We start from the raw sequence: 22,022 nt of genomic DNA, 5'->3' as shown, positions 1-22,022 counted from the left end.
TCGGGTGGTGGGTTGCCGCGGATGTCACCAGCGCGGGATGGCGTCGCGGTGAACAGCGGCGCCCGTGAGGGGCGCGACGGCCTCGGTGGGGCGTGGCGAGGTGTCGCTGACCAGCGACGATCGGAATCCCCGGTCGCTCGATACGAGGTCGGGCACGAGCCCGGGCCGCCTCCGCGCGCCGACCCGGGACCTCGTCCGCCCGTGGTCACGCGACGTTCGCCCGGCCGTCGTCCGGCGGCGACCGGCGCGGCCTACCGTCGCGGGCACCCGTGGAGAGGAGGGCAGGCCCATGGAGCTCCGTCACCTGCGGGCCTTCCTGGCGATCGCGGACGAACTCCACTTCGGCCGGGCCGCCCGGAGACTGCACCTCGCCCAGCCGTCGCTCTCGCAGCAGCTGCAGCGCCTCGAGCGCGACGTCGGGGTGGAGCTGGTGCGCCGGAGCTCCCACGAGGTACGGCTGACCCCGGCGGGCGAGGTCTTCCGGGGGGAGGCCCGCAGGCTCCTGGACCAGGCCGACCGCGCCGTGGCGGCGGCCCATGCGGTCGCGTCGGGCCGGGCGGGGACGCTCACCATCGGCTTCAACTTCCCCGCCGGGCAGGACGTGCTGCCCGCGGCGTTGGCCGCGCTCAACGCCGAGCACCCCCACGTGCAGACCCAGCTGTGGGAACGGCGGACCGGGCCCCAGGTGGAGGGGCTGCTGGCCGGCGAACTGGACGTCGGGTTCGTCTACGGCAGACCGACCAGCCCGCAGCTGTCCTCCACCGAGCTGATGACGGTCCCGGTCGTCGCGGTGGTCGGGGAACGGCATCCGTGGGCGGGTCGCGAGAGCGTGCCGATCCGCATGCTGGACCGCCAGCCCTGCCTGCTGTTCCGGCGCGAGCAGAGTCCCGCGATGTACGACGCGATCATGGGCGCCGTCGACCGCGCGGGCATCAAACTGACGGTCACCGCCGAGGTGGACGATCCCGTCGCGACCAGTGTGTTCGTCACCGCGCGGCAGGTGATCGGGTTCGCCTCGGCGTCACGGGCGGCCCGGGCCCGGTCCCAGGGCCTCGCCGCCGTGCTGCTGACCGATCCCTCGCCGACCCTGACCCTGCACGTCGTGTGGCGGACCGAGGACCGGACACCGTTGGTGGACGCACTGCTCGGCGCCCTCGGCGCCGCCGGTCCCTACACGTTCGCGCGGACCTGACCGCGGCGACGCCGGGTGTCACCGGTGCACTCCGCCGCCGGACCCGGCCGGGCCGCCGCGGAGTGCACCGGGGTCGTGCGCGCCCGCCGGCGTCGCCGGCGACGCCGAACGGGGTCAGATCACCAGGTCGATCACCAGCACCAGGACCAGGCCGGAGACCGAGATGACGGTCTCCATGATCGACCAGGTCCTGATGTTCTGGCCGACGGTGAGCCCGAAGTACTCCTTGACCAGCCAGAACCCGGCGTCGTTGACGTGGGAGAAGAACAGCGAGCCCGCGCCGATCGCCAGTACCAGCAGCGAGGTCTGGGTCGGGTCGAGCGTCGGCAGCAGCGGGACGAGGATGCCCGCGGCGGTCACCGTCGCCACCGTCGCCGACCCGGTCGCGAGCCGGATCGCCACCGCGACCAGCCAGCCCAGCAGCAGCGCGGAGATGCCGGCGCCGGTGGCCCAGCCGGCGATCATCGCGCCGATCCCGGTGTCGACCAGGGTCTGCTTGAACCCGCCGCCCGCGGCGACGATCAGCACGATCCCGGCGATGGCGGGCAGCGACCGCTCCAGCGAGCCCATGATCCCGGCGCGGTTCATGCCGGATCCGGTGCCGAGGGTGACCATCGCGACCAGCACCGAGAGCAGCAGCGCGACCAGCGGGGTACCGACGAAGTCCAGCGCGGCGCGTACCGGGTTGCCCTCGGGTGCGGCGATGTCGCCGACGGCCTTGCCCATCATCAGCACGACCGGCAGCAGCACGGTGAGCAGGGTGGCGGCGAACCCGGGGCGCCGGGTGGGCCCGCCGTCCGGGGCGTCGCGATCGACGACGGCGTCGCCGCCCGAGCCGCTGCCGGAGCCGGTGTCCGGGTCGGTGCCGGTGGTGGCACCGGCCGATCCGCCGGACGGGGTGCTGGTCCCGGCCGCGACCCGGGATTCGAAGAGCGCCGGCGGGGACACGTCGACCCAGCGGGCCGCGACCTTCGCGAACAGCGGTCCGGCCAGGACGACGACCGGGATCGACACGAGCACGCCGAGGGCCAGGGTGATGCCCAGGTCGGCGTCGAGGATGCCGATCGCGGCGAGCGGGCCGGGGTGCGGCGGGACCAGGCCGTGCATGGCGGAGAGCCCGGCCAGTGCCGGGATGCCGACGGCGATCAGCGAGACCTGGGCGCGGCGCGCGACCAGGAAGATGACCGGCATCAGGATGACCAGGCCGATCTCGAAGAACATCGGCAGGCCGATCAGTGCGCCGACGGCGGCCATCGACCACGGCAGCGTCCGCGGGCCGGAGCGGGAGACGATCGTGTCGACCAGCCGGTCGGCGCCGCCGGAGTCGGCGAGCAGCTTGCCGAACATCGCGCCCAGCGCGATCAGCGTGCCGACGCTCGCGGCGGTGGAGCCGAAGCCGTCGGAGAAGGCCTCCACGGCGTCGCCCATCGACATACCCGCCACGCCCGCGACGAGCAGCGAGCCGATGGTCAGTGCGAGGAACGGGTGCAGCGAGAACTGCGTGATCAGCAGGACCAGCGCGACGATGCCCACCAGCGCGGCGGTCACCAGGCGACCGGCGGAGGCGACCGGCTGGGCCTGCTCCGCGGCCAGGACGAGTGCGGGGTGCAGTGTCATCGCGGGGCCACCTCCGGCCCGGTGACGGCGACGGCGCCCGCGACGATCTCGTCGACCGGCCGGCGGATGTCCAGCGTCGTCGCGGCTTCGTCGGCGGCCGGCGGCTCCAGGGTGGCCAGCTGGGAGTCGAGCAGCGCGGTCGGCATGAAGTGCCCGGAGCGCCCGCCCATGCGCTCGGCGAGCACGGCGGCGTCACCGGACAGGTGCACGAACACCGTCGACGGCGCGTGCGAGCGCAGCCGGTCGCGGTAGGCGCGGCGCAGCGCAGAGCAGGCGACGACGAGCCCGGTGCCGGTGTGCTCGGCCAGCCGGGCGCCGACGGCGTCGAGCCAGGGCTCGCGGTCGGCGTCGGTGAGCGGGATCCCCTGGGCCATCTTCGCGACGTTCGCGGCCGGGTGCAGGCCGTCGGAGTCGGTGAAGGGGACACCGAGGGCGTCGGCGAGGGCGGCGCCGACGGTGGACTTCCCGGAGCCGGACACCCCCATCACGACGACGAGCGGGTGGGGTGGTGGCTGCTGTGTCGCCGGCTGGTGCGTCACTGCATCGGCTCCTCACGGGTGTGGCGGCATCGGCACGCGGACCGGGACTACCCGGACCGTGGTGGGACCAGCGTCGGCTATTAGTAGTACTTTTTCAACACCGAATCGGTTCAGATATGTCGTATCGCGTCGCCGGGCCCATGCAGTGGCACGATTCGGGGCGTGGGTGGCGCACCGGAGGGTCTGCACGGGGACGTCCTGGACCGGCTCGGTACTGCGATCGCCGCGGGGACCATCGGGGCGGGCGAGGTTCTGCGGGCCGAGGAGCTGGTCGCGCGCTACGGCGTGTCACGCACCGTCGTCCGGGAGGCCGTGCGCGTACTGGAGTCGATGGGCCTGGTGCGCAGCAGGCGCCGGGTCGGCACGACGGTCGCCCCGCGGGAGCAGTGGAACGTGCACGACCCGCGGGTGATCCGCTGGCGGCTGGACGGTCCCGGCCGCGACGAGCAGCTGCGGTCACTGTCCGAGCTGCGCTGCGGGGTGGAGCCGCTGGCCGCGGAGCTGGCCGCCGACCGGGCCACTCCCGAGCAGTGCGGTGTGCTCGTCGGCGCGGTGATGGACATGGCCGTGCACGGACGGTCCGGAGACCTGCTGGCCTACCTGGAGGCCGATGTCGTGTTCCACCGCACGCTGCTCGCGGCCTCGGGCAACGAGATGGTGGCCGCGCTGGGCGACATCGTCGCCGAGGTGCTGGCCGGGCGCACCCGGCACCACCTGATGCCCAGCCGGCCGGAGCCCGACGCGATCCGTCTGCACCGCGACGTCGCCGACGCCGTCCGGTCCGGTGACCCGGCGGGTGCCGGAGCGGCGATGCGCGAGATCCTGCGTGAGGCGGACGCGGCGATGCGGGCCGGTGTGGCGCGCGCTCCGGGTCCTCGATTGTGATGATGGTGCGGATCCGGACGTATCAATTCGTCGTCCGCAACCGATCATAGGGAGACCGTCGTGTGCGACGGGGCCGCGGCACCACGTCGCGGGACGGTGCCGAATGAGTGAGATGATCTCGCAATGTCCGTGCGGCGGGTGACGGAAGAACTGCAACGGCTGGGCATGTCGGGGTACGAGGCGAAGGCCTATGTCGCCCTGGTCGGTGCCGGCGAGGCGGTGAACGGCTACGAGGTGGCGAAGCGGTCGGGGGTGCCGCGCAGCACCGTCTACGAGACGCTGGGCAAGCTCGTCGGCCGCGGCGCGGCGTTCGAGGTGCGGGCCGCCGACGGCACCGGCTACGTCCCGTTGCCGCCCGCGACGCTGCTGGAGCGGATGCGCCGCGACTTCGACCGCACGCTGGGCATCCTGCAGAACGAGATCCCGCGGCTGACCGCGCCACCGCAGGTGCGGCTGGTGCACTCGCTGACCGAGCGCCGGATGCTGCTCGAACGGGCCGAGGACGTCGCCGCCGCGGCCCGCTCCGAGCTGTACGTGCTCGGCTGGCCGGAGGACGTCGAGGCGCTCAAGCCCACGATCCGCCGGGCCGAGGAGCACGGCGTCGACGTGGCCACGGTCGTCTTCGGCGCCGACGACGACCCGGTCGGCTGGCACACCGAGCACCGCTACTCGGCCCCGTCGGCGGTCGAGGGCATCCTCGGCCGGCGGATGCTCGTCGTCGTCGCGGACCGGGACCAGACCGTGATCGGGGGCCTCGCCACCGACCGCACCTGGGGCCTCTACACCGACGACCCGGCCGCGGTGCTGCTCGCGTACCACTACGTGTGCCACGACATCGCGATGCACCGCGTCGCCGACCGGTTCGCCGACCACGGCTTCGACGAGTTCTGGGCCGGCGACCCCGCCCTGCGCCGGATGCGCGAGCCCGTCGGCGAGCCGGTCCGGGCCGTCGACGGCGCGCCGCGGTCCGTCGGCCCGGAGACCGACGACCTGGGCGCCGACATCGAGGACCTGGGCGACGACGAGGACGGGCGCAGCCGGGCAGGCTGAACGTCGCAGATCAGCCGGCGGGGACCTGCTCCGGCCTGCGCCCGCCCAGGTGCCGGCCGAAGAAGTCGAGGATGATCTGCGCCCGCTGGACGCGGTGGCGCGGCGACCCGTCGCGCGACATCCCGTGGCTCTCCTCCGGGAACCGCCAGTACTCCACCGGCCGCCCGAGCAGCCGCAGCGCGAGGTACAGCGCGTCGGCCTGCTCGACGTGGCACCGCAGGTCGTCCTCGGAGTGCAGGATCAGCATCGGCACGTCGATGCCGCGGACGTGGTGCAGCGGGGACATCCGCCGGAACTCCTCCGGCGCGTCCAGCACCGAGACCCCGATGTCGTGGCGGAACGCGCCTGCGACGTCGGAACTCCACTCCATCGACTCCAGGTTGTTCACCGCCCGCTCGCTGCACGCGGCGGCGAACCGGGCGGAGTGGTGGGCGGCCAGCCACGACGTGAGGTAGCCGCCGTAGGACCCGCCGAGGACGCCCACCCGGCCCCGGTCGAGCTGGTCGAAGGTCGCGAGGGCGCCGTCGAGCGCGGCGAGCACGTCGTCGGCGTCGATCCCGCCCCACCCGGTCCCGGGCGCGGTCTCCGCCAGCGGGCTGCGGATCGCCCGGACCCGGTCCTGGGTGTAGCCGGTCGAGCCGTGCGGGTTGCACCAGACGACCGCGTAGCCGGCGCCCGCCCACAGCCGGAACTCGTCGAACCAGGCGTCGGCGTACTGGGTCATCGGCCCGCCGTGGATCGACAGCAGCACCGGGATCAGCCCGCCGTCGCCGGTGGCGGGCTCGTCCGGCAGCAGCACCCAGGTGTCGACGTCGCCGTCCCCGGCCGGGGACGGCACGGCCAGCCGCACCGGGGTGCGCCCGCGCGGCACGGCGTCGTGGAAGGGCTCGGTGAGCGAGGTGAGCCGGCGCAGCGACCCGTCGTCGATGACGTGCAGCTCGCCGAGGTGGTCGTGGTCGGTGACCAGGACGACGGTGGTCCCGCCCGCGCGGTCGTAGGCGGTCACCGCCCGCTCGCCGGTCAGCAGCGCCCGCGCGGTGCCCGCTCCCGCGCCGTCGGCCGCGACCCGGTACAGGTGGATCCCGCCACGGTCCTCGCAGGACACGAGCAGGTGCCCGTCGTCCCAGATCGGGGCGCGGGCGCCGGGAAACGGCCGCCAGGTGCGGTCGACACCGGTCGCGAGGACGTCCTCCCGTCCGGTCGCGACGTCGACCACTGCCGGCGACGCGTGTGCCGGGGACGCCAGGTGGTCGTCGGAGGCCAGGGTGGCCAGCCGGGTGCCGTCCGGCGACCAGGACGGGTGCGTGTGATGGCGGCCGGTGCGGGTGAGCCGCCGCGGCCCGCCCCCGCCACCCGTGGCGTCGACCAGGTAGATCCGCGCGGTCTCGTCCAGGTCCCAGTCCGGCTCGCGGTCCGCGACGACGGCCAGCGTCCGCCCGTCCGGCGACCAGGCGGGCGACGAGTGCTCGTAGGGCCCGCCGGCGACGGCAACCGGGTCGCCACCCCCGGCATCGACGACGAACACCGTCGACGGCCGGTCGATGATCCAGCCCTCCCCGTCCAGCCGGCTGAACAGCCGGTCGATCCGGCGCGGTTCGCGGGCCCGGTCGTCGTCGCCGGTGGCCCAGCGGGCCGCCCGCTCCCGGGACACGAACGCGATCCGCGTGCCGTCCGGCGACCACACCGGCTCGGACACCGGCTCGGGACGCTCGCAGGCCACCACCGGCTCACCCGGGACGCCGATCGGCAGCACCCGCAGCTGCGCGCCGCCGCCCTCCCGCCCGGTGACGACGGCCAGCCGCGTCCCGTCCGGCGACCAGGCGGGGGAGGAGTCGCCGTGCTCGGAGCCGGTCAGCCGGCGCGGCGGACCGCTCCCGTCGGTCGGGGTGAGCCAGATCGCAGTGCGGTACCGGTTGGCGCCGAGGTCGACGCGGCGGACCGCGACGGCGACGACCGTGCCGTCCGGGGACACCGCGGGGACGCCGAGGGTGACCAGTCGTCCGATGTCAGAGGGCTGCACGGGGCCGAAGGTAGGTGCCGGTGCCGCCCGGGGCACCCCCCTTTCCGAACCGGAAACCGGCCCGTGTAGTGTTCTTCATGTCGCAAGGGGCTGTGGCGCAGCTGGTAGCGCACTTGACTGGCAGTCAAGGGGTCAGGGGTTCGAATCCCCTCAGCTCCACCCTTCTTCACCAGGCCAGGACTTCGGTCCTGGCCTTTTTCTTGCCCGGATGCAGTCGTGGTGAGTGACTAGCTGAGTGTCTATGTCGGGCGGTCCGATCGGCGGCTGACTCGTGCCGCACCCGACGAGATCATGGTGCACCGAAAGGCGGACAGGGTCCCTGGTCTGCTGGAGGTGCAGAGGGTGCGGGTTCCGGCGACAAGCTACGTCGGTCGATGGCCGCGCAGTGGTGTCCTGACGGTGACCCCGGATGAAGTTGCCTTCGAGCCGAACGCGGCCGAGAAGCGGCTTCACGCCGACGTCTTCTCGGTCCCGGCATGCGACGTCCGGTCGGTGACGGTCGAGCGCCGGAGCGCGCGTAGACCGACGACGTGGGGCAGCTATCGCGTGCTGTGCATCGAGGCGCAGGGGCGCGCGGACCTGCTGAGGGTCGGCGTTAATCACGGTAGGCAGGTGGCTCCGCTGGTGACGGCGATCCTCGTCGGGACCGCGGACGACCGGGCAGTGCGCCAGATGGAGCGGAAGGCGCGGCAGCAGTTCCCGACCGTGTCGCTGTGGGGCCAGGTGTTCGCGATGTTGTTGCTTCTCGTGGCTCAGGTCGGCCCGGCGCTGCTGTGGGGCGATGCACCGCTCAACGCCGGCCGGATCGGCCTGAGCATCATGATCGCGCTCCTAATGAGCGCTTATCCCGGCGTTCTCATCTACAGGGGTGTTCGGCGGTCGTCCGCGTGATCGTCGGAAGGGAAGATCCCGTCCATGGCGATGGCGCCGTGTTCCAGTACCGGGCGAAGCTGCTGTCGGTGGACAGCCTCGGTCACGGCCGTGCCGCTGTGGCCGACCAGCCGAGAGATGTGCTCCAGCGGCACTCCGGAATCGGAGAGCAGCGAGACGAAGCTGTGGCGTAGCTCGCGTGGCGTCCACTCGGCCGCATCGAGGCCTGCGTCAGCGGCGACGCGTCGGAACGACCGGCGGACGTTGTGCGCGTCCAACTCCGTGCCGTTGCGGGAGGCGAACACGAGATCGGCCCGCCCCGTGGAGACCTCAGGCCTTTCGGCGTGTGCAGCGAGCGCGCGGACTGCCCGGGACGGCAGCGCCAGACGCCGTCGGGACCTGCGGGTCTTGGTGTCGCCGTCCATGCGTACTGAGCGCAGAACGGAGATCGACGGCGGCACCGGTGGATCCTCGTCAGGTGACCCGGCCAGGTCGACATCCTCCCAACGCAGCGCGCGCAGCTCCTCCGTGCGTGCTCCGGTGAGCAGCGACAGCACGACATAGGCGCGCATTGAGCTGGCCTCCGCGGCCCTGAGCAGCTTCTCGGCTTGGGTGAAGGTCAGTGACTTGGACCGCCGTCCCTCGCGCCCGGTTGGGACCGAGCACAGCTCGACGACGTTGCGCATGACCTTGTCCCGAGCCATCGCGTGACGGACGGCCCGGTTCAGCAACGAGTGCATCAGCCGGAGGGTCCGAGTGCTGACGACCCGCGATTCGGCACGAAGCCAACGATCGACGTCATCAGCCGTCAGATCGCGCAGCTTGCGGGCGCCGAGCTGGCCCACGACATGCTTGTTCGCGATCGTCGTGTAGTTCGAGAGGGTCGCGGGGGAGCGACCTGTGAGCCCGTAGGCGATCCAGTCGCGTACGGCGTCGGCCACGGTGTACTTGCCCGCGGGGACAACAGTGCCGTTCTCCTGGTCACGCAGAATCTCGCGCAGCTTCGCCTTGGCGGCGGTCCTGGTGGTGCCGCTGGCTTTGCGCGTGATCCGCTTGCCCCGCCCGTCAAACCCGAGTGTGGCGGTGGCGATCCAGCGCTGGCGGAACTCGTCCTAGTGCAGCCCGCCCTCTCCGCGGCTCCTCCGAGCGGTCATGACGCGGCCTGGAAGGCGGGGACAGTGTCATGTCAGCTCCTCGATCGATGTCATCTGACTAGCGCGTTCTGCCGTCGACTCGCCTGTCCCGCACCCGAGATCGCGAGTCGTTCGGACGGCCGAGGGAATTCACCCAGATCGACTTCCAGTACCATGGTCGCCGCCGTTGTCGACCTCTTGTTGAGCGTGCCCTCTTCACGGCTCCATGGGTCCGTCCTCGACGTCGGATGCATCCGACGCACCCGACAAGCGCTCTTCATTCACGCGCATGCACGCGACGATTGATCTGCGGGCCCGGGAACTTGTCCTCGCGATACCGTCGGTGAAGGATGAGGCGTAATGGTTGGATGACGCCGCGGCGCCCGCACCGGACCACGGTGACCCGGCCGTCGCCGAGGCCGCGGACCGTACGCAGTAGTGCGGCGCCGGACCGCCGTGGTCTCGCTCGATCCGCCGCTGGGCTCGGCTGGCGTGAATCGAGCCTCGACGACCTGGCCGCAGCTCCGCCGCGCGGCCGCGGTGGGCGTCCTGGTAGTGCTCGTGTGGGTGCAGGAGTGCAGGGATTCCCGCGGATCTCACTCCCTGGACCGCCGCGAACATCTTCGACCGCACCGACCCGACCTCGGCGCTGCTGTCCACCCTGGTCGTGTTCGCGGTCGGGTTCGGCGCCGGCCGGTCGGTGGCATCGCCTCGTGTCACCCTTCTGCGCCGGCGTCGGCCCGCGTTCTCGACCCGAAGCCGACAACCGAACCGAGCCCGGCTCGGTCGCTGTCGAGCTGGGTCCCGCATCGCCGGGTACCGGGTTCGCTGACGCCGCGGTCAGCCCGATCGCGTGGAGATCTCGGCGGCGCGGGTGGTGGCCGCCGGTGTGCCGCCGATGCCCCAGTTCTCCGGGGGTGCCTCCAGCACCATGCCGCGCACCGTCGGACGGGGCACGCGGAGGACCTCGGTCAGGACGTCGGTGAAGCGCCTCAGCAGCTCTGCCCGCTGAGCGGCCGGCCGATCCGCGAGCACGACGGCCGTGAAGTAGGGCGCGACCGGCCCGACCTTTCCACCCACGGCCGCGGCCTGCGGCTCGACCAGGTAGACCCGGATGCGCTCGACGGGTGAGCCCAGGACCTCCGCGTACACCGCGCTGAGCCGCTCCAGCAGCTCGGCGCGGTGCTCCGCGGGCACCGTGGCGTAGAGGTGCGCGACCGGCATCACTGCACCCCGTGCCGCGTCCCGCCGTCCACGGTGATCACGCCGGCGTGCAGAGCGGCCGCCTCCGGGGCGAGCAGGGTCTCGACGGTCCAGGCGACTTCATCCAGCGTCGGGAGCCTGCCGAGCGTGGTCTTGGCGCGGTAGCGCTCCCGGATCTGGTCCGCGTCCACGCCCTGTTCCGCCGCCTGCGACGCAATGATCGACGCGAGTCGCGGGGTGTCGAGCGGGCCGGGCGCGATCGTGTGGGTGGTGATCCCGCGGGGCCCGTACAGAGCGCTGATCTGGCGCATCAGGTTGAACACGGCGGCGTTCGCGGTGCCGGGTCCGGCGTCGAGCGGGCCGGGCTCGAGGCCCAGCGACCCGCCGACCGCCACGAACCGCGAACCCGGCTCGAGGCGGTCGCGCACCGCGTGGAGCAGCCGGAGCACGCCGCCGGCCTTGAGGTTCACCGCGGCGCCGAGCGCGGACGGCGCGATCGTGTCGGCGGACCCGCGCACCGGCAGCCCGGCGGCGAACACAGCCATCTGCACAGGTCCGTCGAGCTCGGCGGCGATGGCCTCGACCGAGCCGTCGTCCGCGATATCCGCCACGCACGGCCGCACGCCGGGGTTGTTCGCCGCGAGCTTCGCGAGGGCTCCGCCGTCCCGGCCCACCGCCACGACCTTGTGGCCGCGCGCGGTGAGCCGGGCGGTGATCGCGGAGCCCAGGGCGCCCGACGCGCCGACGACGACGCACGTTCCGATGCGGGTCATCGCGGTCCCTGGTCCCGAAGACGGAGCATGACGGCGCGGGGCTCGGTGAAGAACTCCCGGGAGTACTGCCCGCCCTCACGCCCGACGCCGGAGATCCCCTCGCCGCCGAAGGGCAGGCGCAGGTCGCGCTCGAAGAAGGTGTTGATCCACACCGTCCCGGCCTTCCAGCGCGCGGCCATCCGGTGCGCTCGGTCGAGGTTCTGGGTGAACAGCATCCCGGCCAGCCCGTAGTCCGAGTCGTTGGCGATGGCGAGCGCGTCCTCCTCGGTGTCGAAGCCGAGGACGGTGACGACCGGGCCGAAGATCTCCTCGCGGGCGCAGCGGGCGGCATTCGTGAGGCCGGTGAGGACGGTCGGCGGGTAGTAGAGCCCGCCCAGCGGCGTGCCACCGGTCAGCACGGTGGCGCCCTCAGTGCGCGCGAGGTCGACGTAGCCTGCCACCTTGTCCAGGTGCCGCTGCTCGATCAGCGGCCCGAGGAAGGTGCTGTGCTCCTTGGGATCCCCGACGACGAGCGCCTCCGCCGCCTCGGTGAACCGGGCCAGGAACTCGTCCATGACCGATTTCTGCACGAGCAAGCGGGAGCCCGCCAGGCACACCTGCCCGTTCCCGGCGAAGATCGCCCGGATCGACTGCGGCACGGCGACCTCGAGGTCGGCGTCGGCGAACACGATGTTGGCCGACTTTCCGCCCAGCTCCGCCGACACCGGAGTGTGGTTGGGCGCCGCGGCCTTCAGCACCGCGGCGCCGGTGGCGCTGGAGCCGGTGAACGTGATCCGGTCGACGCGGGGGTCACCGGTCAGCGGGCCCGCGACCTCGTCCCCGCCGAAGCCCTGCACCACGTTCAGCACACCTTCGGGGAGCCCCGCCTCGAGGGCGATCTCCGCGAAGCGCGCCGCGGTCAGCGGCGTCTGCGGCGCAGGCTTGAGCACCACGGTGTTGCCGAACGCGAGGGCGGGTGCGATCTTCCACGTCGCCAGCATCAGCGGCGCGTTCCACGGGCTGATCGCCGACACGACGCCCGCCGGCGGGTAGAGCGTGTAGGACAGCAGCCCGCCGTCCGGGTAGGCCTCGTTGGGTGCCATCGCCGCGTAGTCAGCGAAGAACCGCAGGTTCAGCGCCACGCGCGGGATCTCCGCGTGACCGGACTGCGTGATCGTCTTGCCGCCGTCGCGGGTCTCGGTCAGGGCGAGCTCATCCCGGTGGGCGTCGACGGCGTCGGCGACCGCGTGGAGGATCTTCGCGCGCTCCTTGGGGGTCATCCGGGGCCAGGGGCCGTCGTCGAACGCCTCCCGCGCGGCCGTCAGGGCGGCGTCCCCGTCTGCGGCGGTCCCGCGGGCGACGGTGCCGAGCAGCGACCCGTCGTGCGGGTCCCGGGTCTCGAAGGTGGCGCCGTCGGAGGCGTCCACCCACTCCTTGCCGATCAGATGCCGGATCATCGGGCACCCGCCAGCTCGTGCGCGACGTCGATGATCATGTCTTCCTGGCCGCCGATCACGCCGCGGCGGCCCAGCTCCATGAGTATGTCCCGGGCCGGGACGCCGAACTTCGCCGCCGCGCGCTTGGTCGGGTGGAAGAAGGTCGAGTAGACCCCGGCGTAGCCGAGGATCAGGGCGGTCTCGTCGATGATCTGCGGCTCGGTCATCAGCGGCGCGAGGACGTTCTCCGTGGTCGAGGCCAGCCCGAACAGGTCGACGCCGGTCTCCCAGCCCGCGCGCTCGAAGGCGGCGACGAGCACCTCGGTCTGCGCGTTGCCCGCGCTCGCACCGAGCCCGCGCAGCGACCCGTCGATGTACTGCGCGCCCTCCTCGGCGGCCACCAGAGCATTGCCGATCCCGACGCCCAGGTTGTTGTGCGCGTGGAACCCGATGCCGGTGGACACCGCGGACCGCAGCGCGGCGACGCGGGCGCCCGCCTGCGTCGGGACCATCGCCCCGGCCGAGTCGACGACGTAGATCACGTCCGCGCCGTAGGAGGCCAGCTTGCGCGCCTGCTCGGCGAGCGGCTCCGGCTCGAGCTTGTGGCTCATCATCAGGAACGTCATGACGGAGAGGCCCTCGGCCTTGGCGTACCGGACGGGCTGCTGGGCGCAGTCGGCCTCGGTGCAGTGCACCGCGACCCGGACCGTCTTCGCGCCCGCCTCGGCGGCACCGTCCAGGTCGGTCAGCGTGGCGATCCCGGGCACGTAGAGGACGGCGATGTCGGCGTCGTCCACGGCCTTCACCGCGGCGCGCACGTAGTCCGGGTCCGTCTCCGCGGCGACGCCGTACTGGATGGACGAGGCGCCGATCCCGATGCCGTGCGCCACCTCGATCGTCCGGACGCCAGCGCGGTCCAGGCCGCGTGCGATGTCCGCGACGTTGTCCGCGGTGAACTGGTGCTTCACGCTCGACATGCCGTCGCGCAGCGTGGTGTCGACCAGAGTGATGCGCTTGCTCATCCGAGGGCCCCGATCTTCTGCGTGGCGAGCACCTCGGCCACCTGCACCGCCGCGGCGGTGATGATGTCGAGGTTCCCGGCGTAGGTGGGCAGGTAGTCCCCGGCCCCGACGACCTCGAGCATCACGGTGACCAGGTCGCCGTCGACGTCGACCAGCCGGAGCGTGTAGCCCGGCACGTACTCCTGGACCTTCGCCACCATGTCGGTGACGGCCTGCTCGATGGCCGCCGCGTCCGGACGGCGAACACGCGCGTACACGGTGTCCCGCATGTTCATCGGCGGCTCGGCCGGGTTGATCACTGAGATCGCCTTGGCGCGGTCGGCGCCGGCGACCCGGGCCAGCGCGCGGCCGGTCTTCTCGCTGAACTCCGACAGGTTCTGCCGGGTCCCCGGGCCCGCGCTCTTCGACGCGATGGCCGCGACGATCTCGCCATAGGACGCGTCGGCGACGCAGTTGATCGCGGCGAGGATCGGGATGGTCGCCTGGCCCGCGCAGCTGACCATGTTGAGGTTCGGGGCGCCGAGGTGCTCGTGCAGGTTCACCGCGGGCACCACGTACGGGCCCACCGAGGCCGGGGTCAGGTCGATGGCGGTGATGCCCGCCTCGGCGTAGCGAGGCGCGGCGGCCGCGTGCACTCTCGCCGAGGTCGCCTCGAACACCAGGTCGGGCAGCTCCGGCCGCGCGAGCAGCCAGTCCACCCCCTCGGCGGAGACGTCGAGCCCGGCCGACCGAGCGCGGGCCAGGCCCTCGCTGGCCGGGTCGATGCCGATCATCGCAACCGGCTCGACGTGCTCCGCGCGGAGCAGCTTGTACATGAGGTCGGTCCCGATGTTCCCGGACCCGACGATCGCGGCCTTGAGCCGACTCATCTGTCCTCCCTCGTCGCGTTGCGGCCGACGCTAGGAGCCCGGCGCCGCCCGGACCGGCACCGTCCGGCTCCTGCGGACAGCTCCCGGACGGCGGCCGGGCACCCGTCCGGGAAGCCCGGACAGCACTGGTCCCGCCGAGGGCGAGGTCTCGAAAGTGGGCGCCGTCACGGAAGTCGATCCACAGGAGCACCGATGACCGACCCCAGTCCCCGGCACGAGATCAGCCACCTCGCGCGCATCGAGCTGCTGAGCCCGAAGCCCCAGGAGACCCTCGACTTCTTCACGAAGTTCCTCGGCATGTACGTCACGCGTCAGGAGGGCCAGTCGGTCTACCTGCGCGGCTACGAGGACCCGTACCCGTGGAGCCTCAAGGTCACCGAGTCCCCGACTGCGGGGATGGGCCACGCCGCGTTGCGCACCTCGTCGGCGGAGGCGCTGGAGCGCCGCGCGGGCTCGCTGAAGGCCGCCGACGTCGAGGGCTCGTGGGGTGAGGACGATTTCGGCTACGGGAAGACCTTCGCCTACAAGTCCCCGGACGGCCACGACCTCGCCCTGCTCTGGGAGGCCGAGACCTACCAGGCCCCCCAAGAGCTGCGCAGCAAGATCCTCACGCGCGCCTCGAAGAAGCCGCTGCAGGGCATCCCGGTCAAGCGGATCGACCACCTGAATCTGATGGCGTCAGACGTGACGGCCGTCAAGGAGTCCTTCGAGCGCCACCTGGGCTTCAAGACCACCGAGCGGGTCGTCGACGCCGGCACCGAGATCGGTGCCTGGATGACCGCCAACGTCCTCGGCCACGAGGTCGCCTGCATGCGCGACGCGACCGGCGGGCGCGGCAAGCTGCACCACGTCGCCTTCTACTACGGCAACCAGGGCCACAACGCCGACGCTGCGGAGATGTTCCGCGAGTACGACATCCGCATCGAGTCCGGCCCCGACCGGCACGGCATCACCCAGGGCCAGTTCCTCTACGTCTTCGAGCCCGGCGGCAACCGTATCGAGCTGTTCGGCGAGCCCGGCTTCCTGCATCTGCAGCCGGACGCGGAGACCAAGACCTGGCTGATGGAGGACTTCGACACCGCGCTCGCGATCGGCGGGGCGAAGCTGCCGCTGGAGACCTACTTCACCTACGGCACCCCAAGCCCGCTGTCCCTGGAGGAACACGAGGCTCAGTTCTCCGGGCCGACCCCCGAAGCCGAGCAGGCCGCGGAGTTGATCCCCGACGCGATCGAGGACTCCCGCGCCACGTCCGGCGCCCTGGCCTGATCCTCGAGGAGGAGGAGGAGAGGAAGAGATGACCACGATCGAGGCGAACACCGCCACCCGCCCGATGACGGGTGACGAGTACCTGGAGTCCCTGCGCGACGGCCGTGAGGTCTACTTCCGCGGCGAGCGAGTCGAGGACGTCACCACCCACCCGGCGTTCCGCAACTCCGCGCGCTCCGTCGCCCGCCTGTACGACGCGCTGCACGAGCCCGAGGCCGCGGGCGTCCTGACCGTCCCCACGGACACCGGCAACGGGGGCGTGACGCACCCGTTCTTCAAGACCGCGCACACCGCCGACGACCTCATCGCAGGCCGTGACGCGATCGTCGCGTGGCAGCGGATGACCTACGGTTGGATGGGTCGCACGCCAGACTACAAGGCGAGCTTCCTCGGCACGCTGGGTGCGAACTCGGACTTCTACGGGCCGTTCAAGGACAACGCGCTGCGCTGGTACAAGCAGACGCAGGAGAACGTCTCCTACCTCAACCACGCGATCGTCCACCCGCCGATCGACCGCGACAAGCCGGCCGACGAGACCGCGGACGTCTGCGTGCACGTCGTCGAGGAGACCGACGCCGGGCTGATCGTCTCCGGCGCCAAGGTCGTCGCGACCGGCTCCGCGCTGACCAATGCCAACTTCATCGCGCACTACGGGCTCCCGGTGCGCAAGAAGGAGTTCGGCGTCGTCTTCACGGTGCCGATGAGCTCGCCCGGCCTGAAGCTGATCTGCCGCACGTCCTACGAGTACAACGCCGCCGTGACCGGCAGCCCGTTCGACAACCCGCTCTCGTCCCGCTTCGACGAGAACGACTCGATCATGATCATGGATCGGGTTCTGGTGCCGTGGGAGAACGTCTTCCTCTACGACGCCGACGCGGCCAACAACTTCGTCATGGCCTCAGGCTTCCTGCCGCGCTTCACCTTTCACGGCTGCGCGCGGCTAGCGGTCAAGCTGGACTTCATCGCGGGCTGCGCCATGAAGGCTGTCGAGATGACCGGCACGTCGAGCTTCCGCGGCGTCCAGATGCAGATCGGAGAGATCCTCAACTGGCGCGACCTCTTCTGGGGCCTGTCCGACGCGATGGCCAAGTCCCCGCAGGAGTGGGTCGGCGGCGCGGTGCAGCCCAACGTGAATTACGGGCTCGCGTACCGGACGTTCATGGGCGTCGGCTACCCGCGGATCAAGGAGATCATCGAGCAGACGCTCGGCAGCGGGCTGATCTACCTGAACAGCCACGCCAGCGACTGGAAGAACCCCGAGGTCCGGCCGTACCTGGACCAGTACGTCCGGGGCTCCAACGGCATCGAGGCGATCGACCGGGTCAAGCTGCTCAAGCTGCTGTGGGACGCGGTGGGCACCGAGTTCGGCGGGCGCCACGAGCTCTACGAGCGCAACTACGGCGGCGATCACGAGGCCGTCCGGTTCCAGACCCTGTTCGCCTACCAGGCGAGCGGACAGGACCGGGCACTCAAGGGGTTCGCCGAGCAGTGCATGTCCGAGTACGACGTCGATGGCTGGACCCGGCCGGACATGTTCTCCGGCGACGATCTCGAGGTCGTGCGGAAGTTCGCGCGGTGAGCGTGGTGACGCCGCCGAGCCCGCTGGACATGCGGAAGGCGTTGGGGCGCTTCGCGAGCGGCGTCACCATCGTCACCACCGCCGAGGACCGAAACGAGACCTCCGTGCACGGGATGACCGCGAACGCGTTCACCTCGGTCTCGCTGGACCCACCGCTCGTGCTCGTGTCGATCTCCAACCGGGCGAAGATGAACGCCCGGATCTCTGAGACCGGGCGCTACGGCGTCTCGGTCCTGGCGTGCGACCAGGAGCCGCTCGGGCTGCACTTCGCAGGCGCGCCGCAGAAGGACCCGGACATCGTCCGGTTCACCTGGCGTGGAGACGTCCCGCTGCTCGACGGCGCCCTGGTCCACCTGGCCTGTTCCCTGGAGGTCAGCCACCCGGCGGGTGACCACACGCTCCACATCGGGCGCGTGCAGGAGCTCTGGTACGACGACGGGCGCCCGCTCGTCTTCTACACCGGCAGCTTTCGGGCCCTCGAGATCGTCGGTCGGGACGAGCCCTGGGGGTTCTGAGACCCGTGGGTGGCGGCGGTCGCGAGAGCGACCACCGCCGCTCACGGCTGTCGGCGGAACGCGCCCGGGGCCGTACCCACGTGCTTGCGGAATGTGCGGTGGAAATGCGAGTAATCGCGGAAACCGCACTGGTGGGCGATCTCCTCGGCGGTCAGCTCCGTGGTACGCAGCAGCTGTCGAGCGCGCGCGATCCGCTCCTCCTGCAGCCACGCGCTCGGGGAGGTCCCTGCCTCGGCGAACAGCGTCTGCAACCGGCGCTGCGAGACGCCGAGGGCACGGCAGACCTCGGGCATGGTGCGCTCCGCGTCGTGCAGGCCCTTCCGCAGCAGCGCCTGCGCCCGCCGCAGGTCCTCCCGGCGTGCCCGCTCGGCCCCGCCGGTCAGCGCGGGCCCCGCCGTCAGCGCCTCCACCAGCAGGTCCAACGTGGATCCGACGAGCACCGCGTGGGAGCGCTGCACGCTCACCGGGTCCAGCCGCGGCACCTGTTGCACGAACTGGCTGAGCATCCCGCCGATCCCGGCGCGGCCCGGCAACGCGCACGCCGTGCTCTCCGCAAGCACCGACTCGGGCAGTCGGGCGAGCAGCTGCGCGCGCGGCACCCGCACCACCACCTGCTCGAAGTCCGCGGGCAGGCCGAACCGGAACGGCCGGTCGCAGTCCATCAGGGTCACCGCGCCGTCCTGCAGCAGGGAGGTCCGCCCGTCCTGCGTAACCTCCGCGAAACCCTGGGTGACCAGGCAGAGCAGGAAGTCCGCCTTACCGTCCGACGCGATCATCGCCGGGCTGCGGACGACGGTATGCGGCGCCGACATCATCCACGTGAAGTCCAGCTCGCCCACCGGGCGGGAGAACAGGCTGCTGTCGAACCGGCCCTTCGGCGCCACCAGGTCCAGCTCGCAGTACTGGGAGCTGATCGTCTCGCTCCACAGCGCTCGGCCCTCGCGCGGGTCCATCCCGGTGGTCGACACGAGCGCCACGGAGCCCCCGGTGCGTGTCACGCCAGGTTTCGGTGCGCCTGCAGCCATGTCGCGGATCCACTCCGATCCCTACCGTCCGATCAGCGGCGATTCTATACGGCCCCGCCGACCAAAGGGCCGCTCACGAGCAGGGACGCTCGAGAGGAGTGAAAATGGCGAATCTCCAGACGATCCAGAAGATCGGCCCGATTCTGGATCTGTTCACCACGGAATGCCCGGAATGGGGCGTCCGGGAGGTCGCAGCGACCATCGGCATTCCGCGGTCCACTGCGCACTCGGTGATGGCGAGCCTGGTGGAGACCGGGTTGCTGCAGTGCCGTACCCGCGGGCGCTACCGGATCGGCTGGCGGGTCGTGGAGCTGTCCGAGGCCCTCCGCGGGACGGTCGACGTGCGGTCATGCGCGGCCCCGCACCTCGACCGGCTCGTCGAGTCGCACGGCGAGACCTGCCATCTCGCCGTCCTCGAGCGCGGTCGGGTGCTTTACGTGGACAAGCTGCTCGGCACGCACAACATCTCGGTGCGCGGCGCCAACGTCGGTAGGCGGCTGGAGGCGCACAGCACCGCCGTCGGGAAGGTGCTGCTTGCCCAGCTCGACCAAGCCGAGCTGAGCCGCATGATCGACGTGGCCCCGCTGCGGCGGCACACTGCCTCGACGGTGACCGACCCGGCCGCCCTGCGCGCGGCGCTGCGCGGGATCGCGGCGGCGGGCTACGCCGTGGACCTCGGCGAGACCATCCCCGAGGTGCATTGCGTCGCCGCGCCGGTGCGCGACGCCATGGGCTCGGTCGTCGCGGCGGTGAGCGTGAGCGTGCCCGCCAGCCGGTTCCGGGTCCGGCGCGCCGAACTGAGCCGCGCCGTCGTCGAGACCGCCCGCGCCGTGTCCCGCGACCTGGTCGACGCCGAGAAGCCCGCCGCCCCCGTCGTGCCGATCGAGAGGAACGCTTCATGAGTGTCGAGACGGAGCTGGCCGATCGGCTGCTCCAGGTCTACCGGGACGGAAAACCCACCGCGCCGTTCGAGCCGGGCCCGCTGGACCTGGCCTACCGCATCCAGCAGCGACAGGTCGCCGCGTGGGAGGCCGCGGGCGACGTGGTGAAGGGCCACAAGGTAGGGCTGGCGTCACGGGCGATGCAGCACCAGATGGGCGTCTCACAGCCGGACTTCGGGCACCTCACCGCGAGCATGTTCCACCTGGAGAACCAGCCCATCGCCGCGGGCAGGTTCCTGCAGCCGCGGATCGAGCCGGAGATCGCGTTCGTGCTCGGGGCGCCGCTGACCGGGCCGGGTGTGACCGTCGCCGAGGCCGCCCGGGCGGTCGAGTACGTGCTGCCCGCGCTGGAGATCGTGGATTCCCGGATCGAGGACTGGCGGATCGGGATCTTCGACACGGTGGCGGACAACGCGTCGTCGGGCGGGGTGGTGCTGGGCAGCCGCCCAGTCCGGCTGGGCGACGTCGACCTGCGGCTCGCGGGCTGCACGCTGCACGTCAACGGTTCGCTGGTCGCGACGGGTGCCGGGGGAGCGGTGCTGGGCTCGCCACTGAACGCGCTGGTCTGGCTCGCGAACACCGTCGGACCGCTCGGGGTGACCCTCGAGCCCGGGCACGTGGTGCTGCCCGGCTCGATGACCAGGGCGTTCCCCATCGCGCCGGGACACACGATCAGTACGCGCATCGCCGGCGTCGGGGACGTCACGGCGGTGCTGGCGCACGAGGAGCGAGCATGACCTGGACCGTGGACACCATCGCCGAGGAGCTCCTCGCCGCCGCCGACGCACCCCGGTCGCTGCAGGCGCCGTGGTCCATCGACGTCGCCACCGGTTACGCCGCGCAGGACGCCGGTCTGGCGCGGAGGCTCGCCCGCGGCGAGCGGCTGATCGGGGTGAAGCTGGGAGTGACGTCGCGGGCCAAGCAGCGACAGGTCGGCGTCGACCGGCCCTCGACGGCGTGGCTGACCGACGCGATGGTCCTGCCTGCGGACGTCGCCGTGCCCCGGTCCCGGCTGGTGCAGCCGCGCGCCGAGCCGGAAATCGCCTTCGTGCTCGGCTCCCGGCTCGAAGGACCGGGCGTGACGGCGGCGGCGGCGCTCGCCGCCGTGTCCCACGTCGTAGGGGCGATCGAAGTGATCGACAGCCGCTTCTCCGGCTACCAGTTCACGATGGCGGACGCTATCGCGGACAACAACTCTTCCGGTGTCTACGTGACCGGCCCGGTGGTCCGGCCGCCATCCGAAGTGGACCTGTCGCTGGAGGCGTGCCTGCTGGAGGTCGATGGCGAGGTCGTCGACTCCGCGACCGGCGCGGCGGTCTGGGGCAACCCGGCCGAGGCGCTGGCCTTTGCCGCCAACACCGTCGCCGAGCGCGGTCACGCGCTCGAGCCGGGGTGGGTGGTGCTCACCGGTGGGATGGCCGACGCCGTGCCCGTTCGGGCGGGCGCGCGCATCGCCGCACACTTCACCTCGCTGGGAACGATCACGATCGCCGGAGGCGACGATGCCGATCATTGAGGTCACGCTGGCGGAGGGGCGCACCCCGCAGCAGCTGCGCAGCCTGATACACGAGCTCACCGAGGCGGCCCAGCGCGCCGTGGACGCCCCGCTCCGGGCGGTCAGGGTCATCCTTCGCGAGGTGCCGAGCACGCATTTCGCTGCTGGGGACGTGACGATCGAGGAACGTCGCGCCGAATCCCCGTAACGCCCTTGTGGCACGAGCGCCGAGACCAGCGCTGTCCACGACCTCGACCATCTCGCCAGGGACTGGGCACGTGGTCGCTTCAAGGTACGACAGGCCTCGTACCTCGCCGTCGGTGACTCGGACGATCGCGTCGGCGAGCTCCATCGGCCACCGGGCGGACCATGGCTTCGGGCTGGCCATCGCCCCCGGCGGACGACGCAACGCCCCACGGTCGTAGCGCCGACCAAGCGATGTTGCCGACGCTCTGGCCAAGAAACGTCCGCGTGGAGCCAGTCGTGGTGCGAAACCCTGCGCGTGGTGCGAGTTGCGCTGGCAGTCAAGGGGTCAGGGGTTCGAATCCCCTCAGCTCCACCCGGTACGAAAAGCCAGGACTTCGGTCCTGGCTTTCTTGTTGCCCGTCCCATC

The 22,022-nt window shown here is 71.8% G+C and carries 21 protein-coding genes and 1 tRNA gene; 12 read left to right on the top strand and 10 right to left on the bottom strand.

Annotated elements, in window-relative coordinates; genetic code table 11:
- Nucleotides 1–289 precede the first annotated feature (289 nt).
- Entirely contained in the window at nt 290–1,192 is a 903-nt protein-coding gene (locus NH602_RS02980) for a LysR substrate-binding domain-containing protein (protein WP_253066930.1), read from the top strand.
- 114 nt (nt 1,193–1,306) lie between these two features.
- On the opposite strand, the gene NH602_RS02975 is transcribed toward NH602_RS02980, so the two are convergent.
- Both NH602_RS02975 and NH602_RS02970 read right to left on the bottom strand, forming a co-directional pair.
- The gene (locus NH602_RS02975) at nt 1,307–2,809 is read right to left on the bottom strand and encodes an SLC13 family permease (protein WP_161151906.1); all 1,503 of its coding nucleotides are present in this window, start codon (nt 2,807–2,809) and stop codon (nt 1,307–1,309) included.
- Nucleotides 2,806–3,348, bottom strand: coding sequence for a gluconokinase (locus NH602_RS02970; protein ID WP_253066929.1), 543 nt, complete (start codon nt 3,346–3,348; stop codon nt 2,806–2,808). The genes NH602_RS02975 and NH602_RS02970 overlap by 4 nt, the downstream gene beginning before the upstream one ends.
- A 162-nt stretch (nt 3,349–3,510) precedes the next feature.
- On the opposite strand from NH602_RS02970, the gene NH602_RS02965 reads away from it, so the two are divergent.
- Together NH602_RS02965 and NH602_RS02960 are read left to right on the top strand one after the other, a co-directional pair.
- The gene (locus tag NH602_RS02965; protein ID WP_253066928.1) at nt 3,511–4,233 is read left to right on the top strand and encodes a FadR/GntR family transcriptional regulator; all 723 of its coding nucleotides are present in this window, start codon (nt 3,511–3,513) and stop codon (nt 4,231–4,233) included.
- Nucleotides 4,234–4,371: 138 nt separating this feature from the next.
- Nucleotides 4,372–5,283, top strand: a complete 912-nt coding sequence (locus NH602_RS02960; RefSeq protein ID WP_253066927.1) for a TrmB family transcriptional regulator — start codon at nt 4,372–4,374, stop codon at nt 5,281–5,283.
- 10 nt (nt 5,284–5,293) lie between these two features.
- Here NH602_RS02960 and NH602_RS02955 read toward each other — a convergent pair whose 3' ends face one another.
- Entirely contained in the window at nt 5,294–7,303 is a 2,010-nt protein-coding gene (locus NH602_RS02955) for a S9 family peptidase (RefSeq protein ID WP_253066926.1), read from the bottom strand.
- An 86-nt stretch (nt 7,304–7,389) separates the two neighbouring features.
- Between NH602_RS02955 and NH602_RS02950 the strand changes: the two genes are divergently transcribed.
- A tRNA-Ala gene (locus tag NH602_RS02950) sits at nt 7,390–7,462 on the top strand.
- A gap of 240 nt (nt 7,463–7,702) precedes the next feature.
- Nucleotides 7,703–8,194: a hypothetical protein gene (locus tag NH602_RS02945; RefSeq protein WP_253066925.1), complete on the top strand. Its 492-nt coding sequence runs from the start codon at nt 7,703–7,705 to the stop codon at nt 8,192–8,194.
- Here the strand turns inward: NH602_RS02945 and xerC are convergent.
- The 6 genes from xerC to NH602_RS02915 form a co-directional block, all read right to left on the bottom strand.
- Complete coding sequence (gene xerC / locus NH602_RS02940) at nt 8,164–9,114, bottom strand: tyrosine-type recombinase/integrase (protein WP_253066924.1); 951 nt, start codon at nt 9,112–9,114, stop codon at nt 8,164–8,166. The genes NH602_RS02945 and xerC overlap by 31 nt on opposite strands.
- A 1,032-nt stretch (nt 9,115–10,146) precedes the next feature.
- Nucleotides 10,147–10,530: a phenylpyruvate tautomerase MIF-related protein gene (locus NH602_RS02935; protein ID WP_253066923.1), complete on the bottom strand. Its 384-nt coding sequence runs from the start codon at nt 10,528–10,530 to the stop codon at nt 10,147–10,149.
- Nucleotides 10,530–11,282 carry an SDR family NAD(P)-dependent oxidoreductase gene (locus NH602_RS02930; RefSeq protein WP_253066922.1) on the bottom strand — a complete coding sequence of 251 codons (753 nt, stop codon included), beginning with the start codon at nt 11,280–11,282 and terminating at the stop codon, nt 10,530–10,532. The genes NH602_RS02935 and NH602_RS02930 overlap by 1 nt, the downstream gene beginning before the upstream one ends.
- The gene (locus NH602_RS02925) at nt 11,279–12,718 is read right to left on the bottom strand and encodes an aldehyde dehydrogenase (protein ID WP_253066921.1); all 1,440 of its coding nucleotides are present in this window, start codon (nt 12,716–12,718) and stop codon (nt 11,279–11,281) included. The genes NH602_RS02930 and NH602_RS02925 overlap by 4 nt, the downstream gene beginning before the upstream one ends.
- Nucleotides 12,715–13,719: a 4-hydroxy-2-oxovalerate aldolase gene (gene dmpG / locus NH602_RS02920; RefSeq protein ID WP_253066920.1), complete on the bottom strand. Its 1,005-nt coding sequence runs from the start codon at nt 13,717–13,719 to the stop codon at nt 12,715–12,717. Before dmpG ends, NH602_RS02925 begins: the two co-directional genes overlap by 4 nt.
- Nucleotides 13,716–14,588 (bottom strand): acetaldehyde dehydrogenase (acetylating), encoded by an 873-nt coding sequence (locus tag NH602_RS02915; protein WP_253066919.1) that lies wholly within the window; start codon nt 14,586–14,588, stop codon nt 13,716–13,718. Before NH602_RS02915 ends, dmpG begins: the two co-directional genes overlap by 4 nt.
- A 192-nt stretch (nt 14,589–14,780) precedes the next feature.
- Here NH602_RS02915 and NH602_RS02910 point away from each other — a divergent pair, with 192 nt between their 5' ends.
- The 3 genes from NH602_RS02910 to NH602_RS02900 are packed head-to-tail and all read left to right on the top strand — an operon-like array spanning nt 14,781 to nt 17,948.
- Nucleotides 14,781–15,854 (top strand): VOC family protein, encoded by a 1,074-nt coding sequence (locus NH602_RS02910; protein ID WP_253066918.1) that lies wholly within the window; start codon nt 14,781–14,783, stop codon nt 15,852–15,854.
- Between the two features lie 28 nt (nt 15,855–15,882).
- Nucleotides 15,883–17,433 (top strand): 4-hydroxyphenylacetate 3-hydroxylase family protein, encoded by a 1,551-nt coding sequence (locus tag NH602_RS02905; protein ID WP_253066917.1) that lies wholly within the window; start codon nt 15,883–15,885, stop codon nt 17,431–17,433.
- Nucleotides 17,434–17,462: 29 nt separating this feature from the next.
- Nucleotides 17,463–17,948 (top strand): flavin reductase family protein, encoded by a 486-nt coding sequence (locus NH602_RS02900; RefSeq protein WP_253066937.1) that lies wholly within the window; start codon nt 17,463–17,465, stop codon nt 17,946–17,948.
- A 41-nt stretch (nt 17,949–17,989) separates the two neighbouring features.
- Here NH602_RS02900 and NH602_RS02895 read toward each other — a convergent pair whose 3' ends face one another.
- Nucleotides 17,990–18,925: an AraC family transcriptional regulator gene (locus tag NH602_RS02895; RefSeq protein WP_253066916.1), complete on the bottom strand. Its 936-nt coding sequence runs from the start codon at nt 18,923–18,925 to the stop codon at nt 17,990–17,992.
- Nucleotides 18,926–19,077: 152 nt separating this feature from the next.
- Here NH602_RS02895 and NH602_RS02890 point away from each other — a divergent pair, with 152 nt between their 5' ends.
- The 4 genes from NH602_RS02890 to NH602_RS02875 are packed head-to-tail and all read left to right on the top strand — an operon-like array spanning nt 19,078 to nt 21,617.
- The gene (locus tag NH602_RS02890; protein ID WP_253066915.1) at nt 19,078–19,875 is read left to right on the top strand and encodes an IclR family transcriptional regulator; all 798 of its coding nucleotides are present in this window, start codon (nt 19,078–19,080) and stop codon (nt 19,873–19,875) included.
- Nucleotides 19,872–20,651: a 2-keto-4-pentenoate hydratase gene (locus NH602_RS02885; protein ID WP_253066914.1), complete on the top strand. Its 780-nt coding sequence runs from the start codon at nt 19,872–19,874 to the stop codon at nt 20,649–20,651. Before NH602_RS02890 ends, NH602_RS02885 begins: the two co-directional genes overlap by 4 nt.
- Nucleotides 20,648–21,430 (top strand): 2-keto-4-pentenoate hydratase, encoded by a 783-nt coding sequence (locus tag NH602_RS02880; protein WP_253066913.1) that lies wholly within the window; start codon nt 20,648–20,650, stop codon nt 21,428–21,430. The genes NH602_RS02885 and NH602_RS02880 overlap by 4 nt, the downstream gene beginning before the upstream one ends.
- Nucleotides 21,417–21,617, top strand: a complete 201-nt coding sequence (locus NH602_RS02875) for a tautomerase family protein (RefSeq protein ID WP_253066912.1) — start codon at nt 21,417–21,419, stop codon at nt 21,615–21,617. The genes NH602_RS02880 and NH602_RS02875 overlap by 14 nt, the downstream gene beginning before the upstream one ends.
- The last annotated feature ends 405 nt before the right edge of the window (nt 21,618–22,022 follow it).

This window comes from Pseudonocardia sp. McavD-2-B, from assembly GCF_024124365.1.
GTDB classification, from domain to species: domain Bacteria; phylum Actinomycetota; class Actinomycetes; order Mycobacteriales; family Pseudonocardiaceae; genus Pseudonocardia; species Pseudonocardia alni.
This window is presented reverse-complemented; position numbering and strand designations above follow the sequence as displayed.

Bases quoted from the DNA above. Each gene is read 5' to 3' on its own strand.
- dmpG (WP_253066920.1), bottom strand. From the start codon at position 13,719: ATGAGCAAGCGCATCACTCTGGTCGACACCACGCTGCGCGACGGCATG.
- NH602_RS02980 (WP_253066930.1), top strand. From the start codon at position 290: ATGGAGCTCCGTCACCTGCGGGCCTTCCTGGCGATCGCGGACGAACTC.
- NH602_RS02915 (WP_253066919.1), bottom strand. From the start codon at position 14,588: ATGAGTCGGCTCAAGGCCGCGATCGTCGGGTCCGGGAACATCGGGACC.
- NH602_RS02890 (WP_253066915.1), top strand. From the start codon at position 19,078: ATGGCGAATCTCCAGACGATCCAGAAGATCGGCCCGATTCTGGATCTG.
- NH602_RS02930 (WP_253066922.1), bottom strand. From the start codon at position 11,282: ATGACCCGCATCGGAACGTGCGTCGTCGTCGGCGCGTCGGGCGCCCTG.
- NH602_RS02900 (WP_253066937.1), top strand. From the start codon at position 17,463: ATGCGGAAGGCGTTGGGGCGCTTCGCGAGCGGCGTCACCATCGTCACC.
- NH602_RS02910 (WP_253066918.1), top strand. From the start codon at position 14,781: ATGACCGACCCCAGTCCCCGGCACGAGATCAGCCACCTCGCGCGCATC.
- NH602_RS02925 (WP_253066921.1), bottom strand. From the start codon at position 12,718: ATGATCCGGCATCTGATCGGCAAGGAGTGGGTGGACGCCTCCGACGGC.
- NH602_RS02905 (WP_253066917.1), top strand. From the start codon at position 15,883: ATGACCACGATCGAGGCGAACACCGCCACCCGCCCGATGACGGGTGAC.
- NH602_RS02885 (WP_253066914.1), top strand. From the start codon at position 19,872: ATGAGTGTCGAGACGGAGCTGGCCGATCGGCTGCTCCAGGTCTACCGG.
- NH602_RS02880 (WP_253066913.1), top strand. From the start codon at position 20,648: ATGACCTGGACCGTGGACACCATCGCCGAGGAGCTCCTCGCCGCCGCC.
- NH602_RS02875 (WP_253066912.1), top strand. From the start codon at position 21,417: ATGCCGATCATTGAGGTCACGCTGGCGGAGGGGCGCACCCCGCAGCAG.
- NH602_RS02935 (WP_253066923.1), bottom strand. From the start codon at position 10,530: ATGCCGGTCGCGCACCTCTACGCCACGGTGCCCGCGGAGCACCGCGCC.
- NH602_RS02975 (WP_161151906.1), bottom strand. From the start codon at position 2,809: ATGACACTGCACCCCGCACTCGTCCTGGCCGCGGAGCAGGCCCAGCCG.